Source organism: Streptomyces sp. NPDC111628 (genome assembly GCF_055635195.1).
On the sequence record NZ_JBVKBZ010000005.1, the window covers coordinates 201,319 to 216,228 of the forward strand.

Below are 14,910 nucleotides of genomic sequence, written 5' to 3' on the forward strand. Positions count from 1 at the left end.
GGTTTTCCGTGGATCTGGCCTTGCTCCGCACCTTCGTCACCGTGCACCGGGCCGGTTCCTTCACCCGCGCGGCCGCTCTGCTCGGCCTCTCACAGCCCGCCGTGACCTCGCAGATCCGCACGCTGGAGCGTCAGCTCGGCCGCCCGCTGTTCCTTCGACAGGCCCGCGGCGTGACCCCGACGACCATCGGCGACGAACTCGCCCACAAGGCCGCACCCCACCTCGACGCCCTGGTGGAGATCGCCGAGACCGGGCTGGAGGACGACTCCTCCCTGCGCACCCTGCACCTGGCCGGACCGCCCGAGTTCACCGCCGAACGGGCGCTGCCCGCGCTCGGCGAGCTCATCGGCGAGGACGGTCAGGCCCTCGCACTGCGCGCCTCGTTCGGGACCGCCGAGGAGACCCTGGAGGGCCTGGCGGCCGGGCATCACGATCTGGCCATCGGCACGGCTCGTCCACGCGGGGCGCTGCTCACCGCGACTCCGCTCTGCGACGAAGTGCACGTCCTGGTCGCCACGCCGCGCTGGGCGGAGCGCGCGGGCATCGAAGAGGTCCGAGACACCGATGCTCCCGCTCTGAAAAACGTCCCTGTGGTCGAAGTGCACGAGTCGCTGCCCTTCGTCGCCCGTTACTGGGCCTCCGTCTTCGACGCCCGTCCGGCCGCCCCGGCCACGGTCGTCGCCCCCGACCTGCGTGCGGTTCTCGCCTGCGCGGTCGCCGGCGCGGGGCTCGCCGTTCTGCCCCGCTATCTGTGCGCGGAGGCGCTGGAGCGCGGTGACGTCGTCGTCCTGCACGATCCGCCGGTGCCGCCGCTGCGGACGTATTTCCTGGTGGTGCGCAGCGGCACGTTGGCGATGCCGCACATCGCCCGGGCCCACGAGTGGCTGCTGCGCGCGGCCGCCGACTGGAACTGAGCCGGCGGACTCTCGAACTGGTCGCGTGCCACGATGTTTCACGTGGAACCAGCCGGGCCACATTTCTCCCATGACCGTCCGACCCGTGGTCAAGCGCACCGCTCGCGCCGTCCTGCTGGACGGCGACCACCTGATCCTGATCAAGCGGACCAAGCCCGGCGTCGACCCCTACTGGGTCACTCCCGGCGGCGGGGTCGAGCCGGACGACAGCACCGTCGTGGACGCCCTGCACCGTGAGGTGTACGAGGAACTCGGCGCCAAGATCAGCGACGTGGTGCCCTGCTTCGTCGACACCGTCGAGCACATCGGCGAGGACGGTGGCGCGACCGGCGTGAAGGTGCAGCACTTCTTCGTCTGCCACCTGGAATCCATGGATCCGTCCCTGCGGCACGGTCCCGAGGTCGATGAGCCGGCCGGTGAGTACGAGATCGTCAGGGTCCCGTTCACCCGGGTCGGGATCGCCTCCGTCCATCTCGTACCGCTGTCCCTGCGGCACTACCTGGACGGCAACATCGAAGGTGTGCGTGCCCTGCAGGCCCCCGACCTCGGCTGAACCGACGTGGCCGAAAGCTCGCGGGTTCCACCGGAAAGAGGTGGACGCGGGAGGCTGCCGTCGGACAGCCTGACCTGCGTGCCGACACCTTTCCTCGCCTCCGCTCCGATCCGCCGTCTGACGCTCCGCGATCTCACCGCCTGTGCCGACCTGTCCGAGGACCGGGGGTGGCCGCGTGAGGAGCACAAGTGGGGATTCCTCCTCACCGCCGGAAAGGGGTACGGCATCGACGACCCCGGCGGCGGTCTCGTCGCCGCCTGCACCGTCACCGAGTACGGACCGCAGGAACGCCCCTCGCTCGCCGCCATCGGCATGGTGCTGGTCGCCGAGCAGCACGCCCGCCAGGGCGTCGGACGCCGTCTGATGCGTCACGTCGTCTCCGGGCTGGGCACCCTTCCGCTGACTCTGCACGCGACGCCGTACGGCCGGCCGCTCTACGAGGAGCTCGGCTTCAAGGTGACGGGCGGGGCGGAGATGGTGCGGGGCCGTTTCGTCCCGGGCGGACCGGAACCGAAGACCGTCACCCGCGCGGCCACTGCCGAGGACCTCACCGCGGTCCTCCGGCTCGACGAGGAGGTTTTCGGTGCGGACCGCACCCCGATCGTCACGCGGCTGCCCGCCTTCGCCGACCAGTTGCGCGTCGCCGAGGAGGACGGGCGGATCATCGGGTACGCCGCGGCCTGGCCGAACATGGACACCCACGTGGTGGGCCCTCTGATCGCCCGTGACACCGAGACGGCCAAGGCCCTGATCGGCTCGCTCGCCGTGCGCACCGACCGGCCGCTGCGCACGGACATCGACGTACGGCACGAGGAGCTGCTGGCGTGGGTGAAGGAGCGCGGCCTCTCCGCCATCGCCCCCAACGCGGTCATGACCTATGGGATCACCGAGCTGCCCGGGGACTGGACCCGGCGCTTCGCGCCGCTGACGGTGGCGGCGGGCTGACACCGGCGGGGGAGGGACTTCCCGGCCCGATAGGCGGCCACTGCCCGTATCAGGAGGGTCAGGCGAGCGCCCGTACGGCGGCCGAGGCGAAGCCGTGGTCCTGGTCGGGCGCGCCGCCGCCCACCCCGATCGCTCCGATCAGCCGGCCCTCGCGGTGCACGGGCACGCCGCCCGCGAGGAACAGCAGCGGCCGGTCGAGGGCGGTGGGCAGGGTGTGGAAGAGGCCGCCGGGCTGCACGGCGTCGACGAGGTCGGCGGTGGGAGCGTTCAGCTGGAGTGCCGTGTAGGCCTTGCGCGTGCTGGTCTCTCCGGAGATCAGCACGGCCCGGTCGTCGCGCCGGAAGGCGAGCAGATGGCCGCCGGCGTCGAGGACGGTGACGCTGACCGTGACACCGGCCGCTTCGGCGGCGTGGTGGGCCGCGGTGACGAGTGCTTCGGCGTCCTGGGTCGTCAGCGGGGTGACAGCGGTGGTGCTCATGGGTCTTTCTCCTTGGTCGTGCCGAGTGGTGCGGTGCCTCGGTGGTCGCCGAGGCGGTGGTGGCCGTGGGGTGCGGGGACGGCCCCGGCCCCCCTTCCCCGGGACCGGGGTCGGTGGTTCAGTGAGGGACGGCGGCGGCCCGCTGCTCGATGGGGGACACCGAACCCGCGACGACCTTGCCCGGCCCGCTCCCGCGCCGTTCCAGGGCGGCCGAGACGACGGCGAGGACCAGCGCGGCGGCGGCGAGCACGGCGCCGACCCAGTTGGGGGCGGTGTATCCGAAGCCGGCCGCGATCACGACCCCACCCAGCCAGGCAGAGAGCGCGTTGCCGAGGTTGAAGGCGCCGATGTTCACCGCGGAGGCCAGCGTCGGGGCGCCGTGTGCGTGGTCCAGGACGCGCTTCTGCAGCGGAGGGACGGTGGCGAAGCCCAGGGCCCCGATCAGGACGATGGTCACTGCGGACGCGAACTTGTCGTGCGCGGTGAGAATGAAGAGGGCGAGTACGACGGACAGGGCGCCCAGGGAGATGTACAGCATGGGCATCAGGGCGCGGTCGGCGAACCGGCCGCCGACGAGGTTGCCGCCGACCATGCCGAGGCCGAAGAGGACCAGCAGCCAGGTGACCGAGCCGTCGGCGAAGCCCGCGACATGGGTCATCATCGGCGCGATGTAGGTGATCGCCGCGAAGACCCCGCCGAAGCCGAGGACGGTCATGGCCATCGCGAGCAGGACCTGCACGTTCTTGAACGCGGCCATTTCGTGGCGCAGCCGCACGCCCTCGGCCCTGGGCATGTCGGGGACCAGCTTGGCGACTCCGGCCAGGCCGACGACACCGAGCGCGGCGACGACGACGAAGGTGACGCGCCAGCCGACGGTCTGTCCGATCAGCGTGCCCAGCGGGACGCCGACGACATTGGCGACGGTCAGCCCGGTGAACATCATCGCGATGGCGCCGGCCTTCTTGTGCGGAGCGACCAGACCGGCCGCGACGACCGATCCGATGCCGAAGAAGGCGCCGTGGGCGAGCGAGGCGACCACGCGGCCGATCAGCATGACCGAGAAGGCGGGGGCGAGGGCGGAGAGCAGGTTGCCGACGATGAACAGGCCCATCAGCAGCATCAGCATCCGCTTGCGCGGAACCCTGGTGCCGAGCACGGTCATCAGCGGGGCGCCGAGCATCACACCGAGGGCGTAACCGGTCACCAGGTAGCCGGCGGTGGGGATGGAGACGCCGTAGTCGCTCGCGACCTCGGGAAGCAAACCCATGATCACGAACTCGGTCGTTCCGATCCCGAAGGCCCCGATCGCGAGGGCCAGAAGCGCGAGAGGCATGGAGGGGTACACCTTCCCAAACGATTGCAGGAGCGCTTTGCGTTCGCTCACAATAATTGCACACGCGGGCAATATGCAAGCGCTGACAATCGCGTGCCTGGTCTACCCTGGTCTCAGCCGCTCCTGGACGGAGGATCCACATGACAGCGACGGACCCCGCGCTCACCGCCCTCTCCCAGGGCTGGTGCGCCCTCTCCCTGCTGCACGGGAGGATCGAGGCCCACATCGAGCGCGCTCTGCAGACCGGGCATGACCTGAGCGTCCGCGAGTACTCCCTGCTCGACGTGCTCAGCCGCCAGCACGACGGCGACGGTGGACATCTGCAGATGAAGCAGGTCGCCGACGCCGTCGTCCTCAGCCAGAGCGCGACCACCCGGCTGGTCACCCGGCTCGAGGACCGGGGCCTGCTCGAGCGCTACCTGTGCCCCACCGACCGGCGCGGCATCTACACCAACGTCACCACGGCGGGCCTGCAACTGCTGGACGAGGCGCGGCCCACCAATGACGCCGCCCTGCGGGAGGCCCTCGACGAGGCGGCAACGAACCCCGATCTGGCTCCGCTGGTCCGGGCCGTGGAGACCCTGAAGGCACCGGTGCCCGCCTAGGGCCCGTCCGGCGGACCGGGCGTCGGCCCGGTTCTAGAGTGCGGGCATGGCAGATCTCGAAATACGCCCCACCACCGCCGAAGACATCCCGGCGGTCGTCGCGATGCTCGCCGACGACCCGTTGGGCGCACAGCGCGAATCACCGGACGACCTGGGACCGTACCGGGCCGCCTTCGAACGCCTCAGGGTTGATCCGAACCAGCATCTGATGGTGGCCGTCCGCGAGGGTCGTGTCGTCGGCACGCTCCAGCTGACGATCGTCCCCGGACTGTCCCGGCGCGGCGCCACGCGTTCGATCGTCGAAGGGGTACGCATACACGCTGACGAACGTGGCAGCGGACTGGGCACACAGCTGATCGAGTGGGCGATCGACGAGTCCCGACGGCAGGGCTGCCACCTGGTGCAGCTCACCTCCGACAAGACCCGTACCGACGCCCACCGCTTCTACGAGCGACTCGGCTTCGAGGCCTCGCACACGGGCTTCAAACTCCAGCTCTGAATACACCGCTCCCGCCACACGCCCTCAACGGCGCGCGGCCCTGTTTCACGTGAAACAGGGCCGCTTCGGCCGGACGGCTGTTATCCGATCCCCCGCCATCCCTCCGGGTCCACTCCACCCGGTACGGAGCCGCCCTCGTCGTACGGCTGACGCGTGAAGACGAACGACCCGAGATCCAGATGGCTGACGGTGCCGTCCGGACGCCTCACCGCACGCAGCGACTCCCCCGCGTAATACCCCTCCAGTCCCGTCCAGCTGCCGTCACCGTTCACCCGGAAGCGTGAGCGGCGACCCTGGCCGGACAGCGGCCCCAGCGAGACGCCTCCGTCGGGCGTCAGCCGCAGGGCGAAGGCGTGCGTCCCCCAGTACCACTGCCCCGCCAACTCCAGTACGGAGGAGTCGACCTCCCGCAGCGGACGCCACGGTTCGGGAATCCGGGGCTCCGCCTCGGCGACGATGCGTACGAGGTCGGCTCCGACCCCGGCGAGCAGTGGCCCCGAGGTGCAGTTGGTCAGAACCACCGCGGCCACGTCGTCCTCCACGCCGATGGTGAGGTTGGCCAGGTAGCCCGGCAGGGACCCGGAATGCCCGACGAGCAGCCGCCCGTCCCGGTGCTGGATCTGCAGCCCCAGTCCGTAGGCCGCGCCGTCCACCACATCCGCGACCTCGGCCGGAGCGGCGGGCGCCCGCATCTCCCGCACGGTCTCCGCCCCGAGCACCCGGTCGTCCCCCAGCGTCAGAAAGACGGCGAACCGCGCCAGGTCCCCGGTGGTGGACCAGAGCTGTCCGGCCGGGGCCATCCGCCCGAGGTCCTCGACAGGCTCGGCAAGCATCACATCGGCCCAGGGATGCACCGCCCAGCCACCGGCATGCGGGGCGCTGGGCCGGGTGGCCGTACGCCGCAGACCCAGCGGGTCCAGCACCTCCCGCTGCAGCGCCTCTTCCCATGGAGCGCCACGCAGCTTCTCGACCAGCGCGCCGAGAAGCGTGTAGCCGGGGTTGGAGTAGTGGTGCCGCCGACCCACCGGGTGCAGGAGCGGCTGCTTGCCCAGCACATCGGCGAGTTCGGGGCGCAGCGAACCCGGCGTCCGCTCCCACCAGGGCGCCGGTGACTCGGCGGCCAGCCCGCCCGTGTGCGCGAGCAGTTCGGCGATCGTGGCCTCCCCCGCGCCGGTGCCCGGCAGGTGCTTCTCCAGCGGATCCCCGAGGTCGAGCACGCCCTCGTCGCGCAGCCGCAGGACGAGGACGGCGGTGAACGTCTTGGTGATCGAGCCGATCCGGTACTGCACGTTCTCGTCCGGGCCGTGCCCGTCGACCGAGGTCCGCGCACCGTGCCACACGGCCCGCCCGCCCCGGACCACCGCCGCAACGAGCGACGGCGTACGCCCTTCCGCCTGGGCCACGGCGATCCGGTGCGTCAGCGCCCGCCGGGTGGTGGGGAGCAGCTCTCCCTGAGGTGTCGTCATGTGCCCAGTCCACCGGCCGGGACACCGCACGTCGAGCCGATTTCCGGGACGGTCAGGTCTGTGCCATGTCCACGAAACGCGAGTAATGCCCCTGGAAGGCGACCGTGATCGTCGCCGTCGGACCGTTACGGTGCTTGGCCACGATCAGGTCCGCCTCGCCCGCGCGCGGTGACTCCTTCTCATAGGCGTCCTCGCGGTGCAGCAGGATGACCATGTCGGCGTCCTGCTCGATCGAACCGGACTCACGCAGGTCGGAGACCATGGGCTTCTTGTCGGTACGCTGCTCCGGACCACGGTTCAGCTGGGAGAGCGCGATGACCGGGATCTCCAGCTCCTTCGCCAGCAGTTTGAGGTTTCGGGACATGTCCGAGACCTCCTGCTGTCGGCTCTCGGCGCGCTTCGAACCGCCGGACTGCATCAGCTGGAGGTAGTCGATCACGACCAGCTTGAGATCGTTGCGCTGTTTGAGGCGACGGCACTTGGCGCGGATCTCCATCATCGACAGGTTCGGGGAGTCGTCGATGTAGAGCGGAGCGGCCGAAACGTCGGGCATCCGGCGCGCCAGCCGGGTCCAGTCGTCGTCCGTCATCGTTCCCGACCGCATGTGGTGCAGCGCGACGCGGGCCTCGGCGGACAGCAGTCGCATCGCGATCTCGTTGCGCCCCATTTCGAGCGAGAAGATGACGCTCGGCAGGTTGTTCTTGATCGAGGCGGCCCGCGCGAAGTCCAGGGCCAGGGTCGACTTGCCCATCGCGGGACGGGCGGCGATGACGACCATCTGCCCGGGGTGAAGGCCGTTGGTCAGCGAATCGAAGTCCGTGAAACCCGTCGGCACGCCGGTCATCTCGCCGCTGCGCGATCCGATGGCCTCGATCTCGTCGAGCGCGCCCTCCATGATGTCGCCGAGCGGCAGGTAGTCCTCGCTGGTGCGTTGCTCGGTGACGGCGTAGATCTCGGCCTGGGCGCGGTTGACGATCTCGTCGACGTCGTCGTCGGCCGCGTATCCCATCTGTGTGATCCGGGTGCCGGCCTCGACCAGGCGGCGCAGCACCGCCCGCTCGTGCACGATCTCCGCGTAGTACGCGGCGTTCGCGGCCGTCGGCACCGTCTGGACGAGGGTGTGCAGGTACGAGGCGCCACCGACCTTGTTGATCTCCCCGCGCTTGGTGAGCTCGGCGGCGATCGTGATGGGGTCGGCCGGCTCGCCCTTGGCATAGACGTCGAGGATGGCCTGGTAGACCGTCTCGTGGGCCGGCTTGTAGAAGTCGTGGCCTTTGAGGATCTCGACGACGTCGGCGATGGCGTCCTTGGACAGGAGCATCCCGCCGAGGACGGACTGCTCGGCGTCCAGGTCCTGCGGTGGCACCCGCTCGAAGGACGCGCCACCGCCGTCCCACCCGCTGTCCGGGCCGCGCTCGTGCTGCTCGTCCCGGCTGCGGCCGCCCTCACTGCGGCGGCGGGAAGCGGGCAGACGATCACTGGGGCCGCTGTCGGCCCACGGGTCGTCCAAGGGCTCGGAAATGCTCACCGAGCCACCTCCTCCCGTCCGCCGAGCGGACCTCGCCGTGCCCCTCATTTCTACGGCACGGCACTGACAAATAAGACGCCCAACTCCGGTTCTGGCGCGTCGGTTTTGTGAGGGTTCACCGGCCGACGGACGGAGCGGGCGCCGGATAACCGTAGGCCTGCGGGCACCGTCAGCCAATCTGGTTATCCACAGGCCATGTGGACGACCGGCCAGATGCTGTGGAGAACTCCGCGAAACCTGTGCACGACCCGGTGGACAGCCCTGTGAACAAGCCCGCACCCCGACCCGAGAACCCGCCTTGAACTGGGCCTTTATCGTCCACCGCCTGTGCAGAAGAAAAACTTTCCCAGTCGGACCAAGATCACTTCGAACGGTACCCAGAAGTACACGGTTCGAGACCGGACGTAAGGGTCATCGAAGCTTTGCATCTCTTACCTGTGGACGATTAGATTGGTGCTCATGACACAGGCCCCCGCGCGTACCCGGTCCGTCCGGCGCCGGCACGACCGAGAGATCGTCGCGCTGGCCGTTCCGGCCTTCGGCGCGCTCGTCGCCGAGCCCCTCTTCGTCATGGCCGACAGTGCCATCGTCGGCCATCTCGGAACCGCTCAGCTCGCCGGCCTCGGCATCGCCTCGGCCCTGCTCACCACGGCCGTCAGCGTCTTCGTCTTCCTCGCCTACGCCACCACCGCGGCCGTCTCGCGCCGCGTAGGCGCGGGCGACCTGCAAGCAGCGATCCGTCAGGGCATGGACGGCATCTGGCTGGCACTGCTGCTCGGCGCCGCCGTCATCGCGGTCTTCCTGCCCGCGGCCCCCTCCCTGGTGGAACTTTTCGGCGCTTCCGACACCGCGGCCCCCTATGCCACCACCTATCTGAGGATTTCCTCCCTCGGCATCCCCGCCATGCTCGTCGTGCTGGCTTCGACCGGTGTCCTGAGGGGACTGCAGAACACCCGGACCCCGCTCTATGTGGCCGTGGCCGGCTTCATCGCCAACGCCGTCCTCAACGTCCTGCTCGTCTACGGCGCCGGACTCGGCATCGCGGGCTCCGCCTGGGGCACCGTCATCGCCCAGTGCGGCATGGCCGCGGTCTACCTGTGGGTGGTCGTCCGCGGAGCCCGACGACACGGTGCCTCCTTGCGCCCGGACCTGGCCGGCATCAGAACTTCCGCTCAGGCCGGAATGCCGCTGCTCGTCCGCACGCTCTCCCTGCGGGCGATTCTCATGATCGCGACGGCCGTGGCGGCCCGCCTCGGGGACGCCGACATCGCGGCACATCAGATCGTCCTGTCCCTGTGGAGCCTGCTCGCGTTCGCCCTCGACGCCATCGCCATCGCGGGGCAGGCCATCATCGGGCGCTATCTGGGCGCCGACGACGCCCAGGGTGCGCGTGACGCCTGTCGCAGGATGGTGGAGTGGGGCGTCGCGGTCGGGGTCGTACTGGGTCTGCTCGTGGTGCTGTCCCGCCCGGCATTCCTGCCCCTGTTCACCGGCGACTCCATGGTCAAGGACGCCGCGCTGCCCGCGCTGGTGATCGTCGCCGTCGCACAGCCGGTCTGCGGTGTGGTCTACGTCCTGGACGGCGTCCTCATGGGTGCGGGCGACGGCCCCTACCTTGCCTGGGCCATGCTGCTCACTCTGGCGGTCTTCACTCCCGCGGCGCTGCTCGTCCCGACACTCGGCGGTGGGCTCACCGCCCTGTGGGCGGCCATGACGCTGATGATGGCGATGCGTCTGGTGACGCTGTGGCTGCGTACCCGATCGGGGCGCTGGATCGTCACCGGGGCGACGCGCTGACCGTTTCACGTGAAACACGGCTACGAGCACAGTCACGCAGAGGGGCCGCATCCCCTGACGGGAGATGCGGCCCCTCTCATCGCTTCAGCGAGAGCAGTGTGCTCAGGCAGCGACGACCTCGACGCTGACCTTGGCGTCAACCTCGGGGTGCAGACGCACGGACGTCTCGTGGGCGCCCAGGGTCTTGATCGGCGAGCCCAGCTCGATGCGGCGCTTGTCGACCTCGGGGCCACCGGCGGCCTTGATCGCCGAAGCGACGTCGGCCGGGGTGACGGAGCCGAAGAGACGACCGGCGTCGCCGGAGCGGACGGCCAGACGGACCTTCACACCCTCGAGCTGGGCCTTCACCTGGTTGGCCTGCTCGATGGTCTGGATCTCGTGGATCTTGCGAGCACGACGGATCTGCTCGACGTCCTTCTCGCCACCCTTGGTCCAGCGGATAGCGAACTTCCGCGGGATCAGGTAGTTGCGAGCGTAACCGTCCTTGACGTCGACGACGTCGCCCGCGGCACCGAGGCCGGTGACCTCGTGGGTGAGGATGATCTTCATGTTTCGGTCACCCTTCCCTTATCGCGCGGTGGAGGTGTAGGGCAGCAGCGCCATCTCACGGCTGTTCTTCACGGCCGTGGCGACGTCACGCTGGTGCTGGGTGCAGTTGCCGGTCACGCGGCGGGCACGGATCTTGCCGCGGTCGGAAATGAACTTCCGCAGCATGTTCGTGTCCTTGTAGTCCACGTACGTGACCTTGTCCTTGCAGAACGCGCAGACCTTCTTCTTCGGCTTGCGCACAGGCGGCTTAGCCATGATGTTTCTCCTGTGTGATCAAGAAGTGTGGGTAGAGCCCGTCCCTTAGAAGGGGGGCTCGTCCGAGTAGCCGCCACCGCCGCCGGAGCCACCGCCCCAGCCGCCGCCACCCTGGCCGCCACCACCCTGCTGGCCACCGGCGGGAGCACCACCGGTCGCCCAGGGGTCGTCGGCCGGCGCGCCGCCGCCCTGCTGGCCGCCACCGGGGCCGCCGCCCCAGCCGCCGCCACCCTGGCCGCCACCGCCGCCGTAACCGCCCTGGCCTCCGCGGCCCTGGCCCGAGGTCTTGGTGACCTTGGCCGTGGCGCTGCGCAGGCTGGCGCCGACCTCGTCGACGTCCAGCTCGTAGACCGTGCGCTTGACGCCCTCACGGTCCTCGTAGGACCGCTGCTTCAGCCGGCCCTGCACGATGACGCGCATGCCTCGCTGGAGCGACTCGGCGACGTTCTCCGCCGCCTGACGCCAGACCGAGCAGGTCAGGAACAGGCTCTCGCCGTCCTTCCACTCGTTCGTCTGGCGGTCGAAGGTGCGGGGAGTCGACGCGACGCGGAACTTCGCGACGGCCGCACCGGACGGGGTGAAGCGCAGCTCGGGGTCGTCGACAAGATTGCCGACGACCGTGATGACGGTCTCGCCTGCCATGGGGAACCTCTCGGCGGGTTTGCTGCTCTGGCTGCTTGGTTGCTGCTACTCGAATCCCGGGATCAGCTGAGCGGGAAGGCTCAGTGCATCTCGGGACGGAGGACCTTGGTCCGGAGGACCGACTCGTTCAGGTTCATCTGGCGGTCGAGCTCCTTGACGACCGCAGGCTCGGCCTGCAGGTCGATGACCGAGTAGATGCCCTCGGGCTTCTTCTTGATCTCGTACGAGAGACGACGACGGCCCCAGGTGTCGACCTTCTCGACCTTTCCGCCGCCGTCACGGACGACAGAGAGGAAGTTCTCGATCAGCGGGGAGACAGAGCGCTCCTCGAGATCGGGGTCGAGGATGACCATCACCTCGTAGTGACGCATGTGGAACCCACCTCCTTTGGACTCAGCGGCCACGGTCGTTCCGTGGCAGGAGGGTTGCGATGCGTTCGCACCGGCATCAACGAGTAAACCAGGACCCACTGACAATCGGGCCTCCTCCGAGGAGGTGGCCCGGCCGGGGCCGGCAACAGACACCGGTGCGGAAGGTACAGCGTACCCGGCCGCCGCCGTGCGGTTGAAATCCGGCCCCGAGGGGACACAATCGGTAGTCAGGGATGTGAGGGCTAAAACACACTGCCTTCGGCAGGAGGTTCTCCATGGCACAGATCATGCGACCCGCCAGGCCCCGGACCGGCCTGCTGGCCACCGACGGCAAACGACACCCCCTCCAGGACTCACTGCTGGCCGTGACCCTGGTCCTCGGGGTGCTCGCCCTGGCCACCGCGAGCTTCCGGGGACTGCACGTCCTGACCTCCTGGGCGGGGCTGCTCGGTGTCCTGACCGGCGGGTACGGCCAGTACGTGTCCGAGACGACACGGGAGCGCTTCGGCCTGGTACTCGGGCTCGGCGCCTCCGCACTCGGTCTGTTCTTCGGCATCTACCACGGCGGGCTCGTCGGCTGATCCCCGTCGGCGGCTGCCCGCCGCACAAGCCCTTCCAGCCGTACGCCGGACGGGGCGCTCACAGGGCGCAGTAGGCTTCGCGCGAGAGCCGGAGCCCCTGTACCCATGGGGACACACCAGCCCGAGGAGCGCCCCGAATGAGCCTGACCCTGAGGACCATCAGCCGCGAGCAGCATCTGGCCTACATCCAGAGCCTGCCGGCGGCGAGTCACATGCAGGTCCCGGCATGGGCGGACGTCAAGGCGGAATGGCGCTCGGAGAACCTCGGCTGGTTCGACGACCGGACCGGTGAGCTGGTCGGTGTGGGGCTCGTCCTGTACCGGCAGCTGCCCAAGATCAAGCGTTACCTCGCCTACCTCCCCGAGGGCCCGGTCATCAACTGGTTCGCGCCGAACCTCCAGGACTGGATGGAGCCGATGCTGGCGCACCTCAAGCAGCAGGGCGCCTTCTCGGTGAAGATGGGCCCGCCGGTGATCATCCGGCGCTGGGACGCGACGTCCATCAAGAAGGGCATCCAGGACCCGGACGTCAAGCGGCTGCGGGACATAGAGGCGGACCACATCGAGCCGCGCGCGTTCGAGGTGGCCGACAAGCTGCGCCGCATGGGCTGGCAGCAGGGCGAGGACGGCGGCGCCGGCTTCGGTGACGTGCAGCCCCGTTACGTCTTCCAGGTGCCGCTGGCCAACCGCTCCCTGGAAGAGGTCCACAAGAACTTCAACCAGCTGTGGCGCCGCAACATCAAGAAGGCCGAGAAGGCCGGTGTCGAGGTGGTCCAGGGCGGCTACCACGACCTCGAGGAGTGGCAGCGCCTGTACGAGATCACGGCCGTGCGCGACCACTTCCGGCCGCGCCCGCTGTCGTACTTCCAGCGCATGTGGGCGGCCCTCAACAACGAGGACCCCAACCGCATGCGGCTGTACTTCGCCCGGCACAACGGGGTCAACCTGTCGGCGGCGACCATGCTGGTCGTCGGCGGACACGTCTGGTACTCCTACGGCGCCTCCGACAACATCGGTCGCGAGGTCCGGCCGTCGAACGCCATGCAGTGGGCCATGCTCCGCGACTCCTACGCGCTGGGCGCCACCGTCTACGACCTGCGCGGCATCTCCGACTCGCTGGACGAGAGCGACCACCTCTTCGGCCTGATCCAGTTCAAGGTGGGTACGGGCGGTCAGGCGGCCGAGTACCTCGGCGAGTGGGACTTCCCGCTGAACAAGCTGCTGCACAAGGCGCTCGACATCTACATGTCGCGCCGCTGACCGCACAGCCCATCCCCGATCCGCACTCTGACAGCCACGAGAAAGGTTCCAGGTCCGGCCATGGCGCTCACGCTCTACGTCGACACCGCGCGCTGGCGGGCGCACCACAAGCACGTGCAGGAGCAGTTCCCCGGACTGGTCCCGGTCTGCAAGGGCAACGGCTACGGGTTCGGTCACGAGCGGCTGGCGGAGGAGGCCACACGGCTGGGCTCGGACGTGCTGGCCGTCGGCACCACCTACGAGGCCGCCCGGATCAAGGACTTCTTCGGCGGTGACCTGCTGGTCCTGACGCCGTACCGCCGCGGTGAGGAGCCCGTTCCGCTGCCCGACCGGGTCGTGCGCTCGGTGTCGTCCATCGACGGCGTGTACGGCCTGGTCGGCGCGCGCGTGGTCATCGAGGTGATGTCCTCGATGAAGCGGCACGGCATCAGCGAGCAGGACCTGCCGCAGCTGCACGCCGCCATAGAGAACGTCCGGCTGGAGGGCTTCGCCATCCACCTGCCGCTGGACCGTACCGACGGCTCGGACGCCGTCGAGGAGGTCATCGGCTGGATGGACCGGCTGCGCGCGGCCCGGCTGCCGCTGCACACCATGTTCGTCAGCCATCTCAAGGCCGACGAACTGGCCCGGCTCCAGCAGCAGTTCCCGCAGACCCGCTTCCGCGCCCGCATCGGCACCCGGCTGTGGCTGGGGGACCACGAGGCCACCGAGTACCGCGGCGCCGTCCTGGACGTCACGCGCGTCGCCAAGGGTGAGCGTTTCGGCTACCGGCAGCAGAAGGCCGCCTCGGACGGCTTCCTGGTGGTCGTGGCGGGCGGTACGTCGCACGGGGTGGGGCTGGAGGCCCCGAAGGCGCTGCACGGCGTCATGCCACGCGCCAAGGGTGTCGCCCGGGCCGGTCTCGCCACGGTCAACCGGAATCTCTCGCCGTTCGTCTGGAGCGGCAAGCAGCGTTGGTTCGCGGAGCCGCCGCACATGCAGGTGTCGATCCTGTTCGTGCCCTCGGACGCCTCGGAGCCCCAGGTGGGTGACGAGCTGGTGGCCCATCTTCGGCACACCACCACGCAGTTCGACCGCATCCTCGACCGCTAGCGAGCGGCTCCGCCGACGAGAGGGCCGTACACGAGGTCTTCGT

Annotated in this window: 17 protein-coding genes; 9 read left to right on the forward strand and 8 right to left on the reverse strand. The window is 69.5% G+C overall.

Annotation, left to right across the window (positions count from 1 at the left end):
* The first annotated feature begins 8 nt into the window (after positions 1-8).
* From ACZ7MF_RS26745 to ACZ7MF_RS26755, 3 genes are all read left to right on the forward strand, one after another.
* On the forward strand, positions 9-914 hold the full coding sequence (locus ACZ7MF_RS26745) for a LysR family transcriptional regulator (RefSeq protein WP_471480385.1): 906 nt from the start codon (positions 9-11) through the stop codon (positions 912-914).
* Positions 915-984: 70 nt separating this feature from the next.
* Complete coding sequence (locus ACZ7MF_RS26750) at positions 985-1,467, forward strand: NUDIX domain-containing protein (RefSeq protein ID WP_471480386.1); 483 nt, start codon at positions 985-987, stop codon at positions 1,465-1,467.
* Between the two features lie 78 nt (positions 1,468-1,545).
* Positions 1,546-2,412: a GNAT family N-acetyltransferase gene (locus ACZ7MF_RS26755; RefSeq protein WP_471480388.1), complete on the forward strand. Its 867-nt coding sequence runs from the start codon at positions 1,546-1,548 to the stop codon at positions 2,410-2,412.
* Positions 2,413-2,470: 58 nt separating this feature from the next.
* Here ACZ7MF_RS26755 and ACZ7MF_RS26760 read toward each other — a convergent pair whose 3' ends face one another.
* Positions 2,471-2,890 (reverse strand): GlcG/HbpS family heme-binding protein, encoded by a 420-nt coding sequence (locus ACZ7MF_RS26760; protein ID WP_003975016.1) that lies wholly within the window; start codon positions 2,888-2,890, stop codon positions 2,471-2,473.
* A 118-nt stretch (positions 2,891-3,008) separates the two neighbouring features.
* Positions 3,009-4,223 carry an MFS transporter gene (locus ACZ7MF_RS26765; RefSeq protein WP_471480390.1) on the reverse strand — a complete coding sequence of 405 codons (1,215 nt, stop codon included), beginning with the start codon at positions 4,221-4,223 and terminating at the stop codon, positions 3,009-3,011.
* Positions 4,224-4,363: 140 nt separating this feature from the next.
* Between ACZ7MF_RS26765 and ACZ7MF_RS26770 the strand changes: the two genes are divergently transcribed.
* Together ACZ7MF_RS26770 and ACZ7MF_RS26775 are read left to right on the forward strand one after the other, a co-directional pair.
* Positions 4,364-4,828: a MarR family winged helix-turn-helix transcriptional regulator gene (locus ACZ7MF_RS26770; protein WP_471480392.1), complete on the forward strand. Its 465-nt coding sequence runs from the start codon at positions 4,364-4,366 to the stop codon at positions 4,826-4,828.
* Positions 4,829-4,874: 46 nt separating this feature from the next.
* A complete protein-coding gene (locus ACZ7MF_RS26775; RefSeq protein WP_356866444.1) occupies positions 4,875-5,327 on the forward strand; it encodes a GNAT family N-acetyltransferase in 453 nt (150 codons plus the stop codon).
* A gap of 80 nt (positions 5,328-5,407) precedes the next feature.
* Here ACZ7MF_RS26775 and ACZ7MF_RS26780 read toward each other — a convergent pair whose 3' ends face one another.
* Together ACZ7MF_RS26780 and dnaB are read right to left on the reverse strand one after the other, a co-directional pair.
* The gene (locus ACZ7MF_RS26780; RefSeq protein ID WP_471480394.1) at positions 5,408-6,793 is read right to left on the reverse strand and encodes a serine hydrolase domain-containing protein; all 1,386 of its coding nucleotides are present in this window, start codon (positions 6,791-6,793) and stop codon (positions 5,408-5,410) included.
* Between the two features lie 52 nt (positions 6,794-6,845).
* On the reverse strand, positions 6,846-8,321 hold the full coding sequence (gene dnaB / locus ACZ7MF_RS26785; RefSeq protein WP_361013768.1) for a replicative DNA helicase: 1,476 nt from the start codon (positions 8,319-8,321) through the stop codon (positions 6,846-6,848).
* Positions 8,322-8,780: 459 nt separating this feature from the next.
* On the opposite strand from dnaB, the gene ACZ7MF_RS26790 reads away from it, so the two are divergent.
* Complete coding sequence (locus ACZ7MF_RS26790) at positions 8,781-10,118, forward strand: MATE family efflux transporter (RefSeq protein WP_471480396.1); 1,338 nt, start codon at positions 8,781-8,783, stop codon at positions 10,116-10,118.
* A gap of 102 nt (positions 10,119-10,220) precedes the next feature.
* Here ACZ7MF_RS26790 and rplI read toward each other — a convergent pair whose 3' ends face one another.
* The 4 genes from rplI to rpsF all read right to left on the reverse strand — a co-directional run bounded on the left by rplI (position 10,221) and on the right by rpsF (position 11,935).
* Entirely contained in the window at positions 10,221-10,667 is a 447-nt protein-coding gene (gene rplI, locus ACZ7MF_RS26795) for a 50S ribosomal protein L9 (RefSeq protein WP_356866436.1), read from the reverse strand.
* A gap of 18 nt (positions 10,668-10,685) precedes the next feature.
* Positions 10,686-10,922 carry a 30S ribosomal protein S18 gene (rpsR, locus tag ACZ7MF_RS26800; RefSeq protein WP_003949403.1) on the reverse strand — a complete coding sequence of 79 codons (237 nt, stop codon included), beginning with the start codon at positions 10,920-10,922 and terminating at the stop codon, positions 10,686-10,688.
* A gap of 45 nt (positions 10,923-10,967) precedes the next feature.
* A complete protein-coding gene (locus tag ACZ7MF_RS26805) occupies positions 10,968-11,564 on the reverse strand; it encodes a single-stranded DNA-binding protein (RefSeq protein ID WP_109029143.1) in 597 nt (198 codons plus the stop codon).
* Positions 11,565-11,644: 80 nt separating this feature from the next.
* Entirely contained in the window at positions 11,645-11,935 is a 291-nt protein-coding gene (gene rpsF, locus ACZ7MF_RS26810) for a 30S ribosomal protein S6 (protein ID WP_003975025.1), read from the reverse strand.
* A 275-nt stretch (positions 11,936-12,210) separates the two neighbouring features.
* Between rpsF and ACZ7MF_RS26815 the strand changes: the two genes are divergently transcribed.
* The 3 genes from ACZ7MF_RS26815 (at position 12,211) to ACZ7MF_RS26825 (ending at position 14,867) form a co-directional block, all read left to right on the forward strand.
* Positions 12,211-12,516, forward strand: coding sequence for a hypothetical protein (locus ACZ7MF_RS26815; RefSeq protein WP_356866431.1), 306 nt, complete (start codon positions 12,211-12,213; stop codon positions 12,514-12,516).
* A gap of 137 nt (positions 12,517-12,653) precedes the next feature.
* Positions 12,654-13,775 (forward strand): peptidoglycan bridge formation glycyltransferase FemX, encoded by a 1,122-nt coding sequence (gene femX / locus ACZ7MF_RS26820; protein ID WP_003975027.1) that lies wholly within the window; start codon positions 12,654-12,656, stop codon positions 13,773-13,775.
* 60 nt (positions 13,776-13,835) lie between these two features.
* Positions 13,836-14,867, forward strand: coding sequence for an alanine racemase (locus tag ACZ7MF_RS26825; RefSeq protein ID WP_003975028.1), 1,032 nt, complete (start codon positions 13,836-13,838; stop codon positions 14,865-14,867).
* Positions 14,868-14,910 lie beyond the last annotated feature (43 nt).

Coding starts and splice junctions, on each gene's coding strand:
- ACZ7MF_RS26805 (WP_109029143.1), bottom strand. CDS start 11,564: ATGGCAGGCGAGACCGTCATCACGGTCGTCGGCAATCTTGTCGACGAC.
- rpsR (WP_003949403.1), bottom strand. CDS start 10,922: ATGGCTAAGCCGCCTGTGCGCAAGCCGAAGAAGAAGGTCTGCGCGTTC.
- ACZ7MF_RS26780 (WP_471480394.1), bottom strand. CDS start 6,793: ATGACGACACCTCAGGGAGAGCTGCTCCCCACCACCCGGCGGGCGCTG.
- ACZ7MF_RS26825 (WP_003975028.1), top strand. CDS start 13,836: ATGGCGCTCACGCTCTACGTCGACACCGCGCGCTGGCGGGCGCACCAC.
- ACZ7MF_RS26750 (WP_471480386.1), top strand. CDS start 985: ATGACCGTCCGACCCGTGGTCAAGCGCACCGCTCGCGCCGTCCTGCTG.
- ACZ7MF_RS26765 (WP_471480390.1), bottom strand. CDS start 4,223: ATGCCTCTCGCGCTTCTGGCCCTCGCGATCGGGGCCTTCGGGATCGGA.
- rpsF (WP_003975025.1), bottom strand. CDS start 11,935: ATGCGTCACTACGAGGTGATGGTCATCCTCGACCCCGATCTCGAGGAG.
- rplI (WP_356866436.1), bottom strand. CDS start 10,667: ATGAAGATCATCCTCACCCACGAGGTCACCGGCCTCGGTGCCGCGGGC.
- ACZ7MF_RS26775 (WP_356866444.1), top strand. CDS start 4,875: ATGGCAGATCTCGAAATACGCCCCACCACCGCCGAAGACATCCCGGCG.
- femX (WP_003975027.1), top strand. CDS start 12,654: ATGAGCCTGACCCTGAGGACCATCAGCCGCGAGCAGCATCTGGCCTAC.
- ACZ7MF_RS26790 (WP_471480396.1), top strand. CDS start 8,781: ATGACACAGGCCCCCGCGCGTACCCGGTCCGTCCGGCGCCGGCACGAC.
- ACZ7MF_RS26770 (WP_471480392.1), top strand. CDS start 4,364: ATGACAGCGACGGACCCCGCGCTCACCGCCCTCTCCCAGGGCTGGTGC.
- ACZ7MF_RS26760 (WP_003975016.1), bottom strand. CDS start 2,890: ATGAGCACCACCGCTGTCACCCCGCTGACGACCCAGGACGCCGAAGCA.
- ACZ7MF_RS26815 (WP_356866431.1), top strand. CDS start 12,211: ATGGCACAGATCATGCGACCCGCCAGGCCCCGGACCGGCCTGCTGGCC.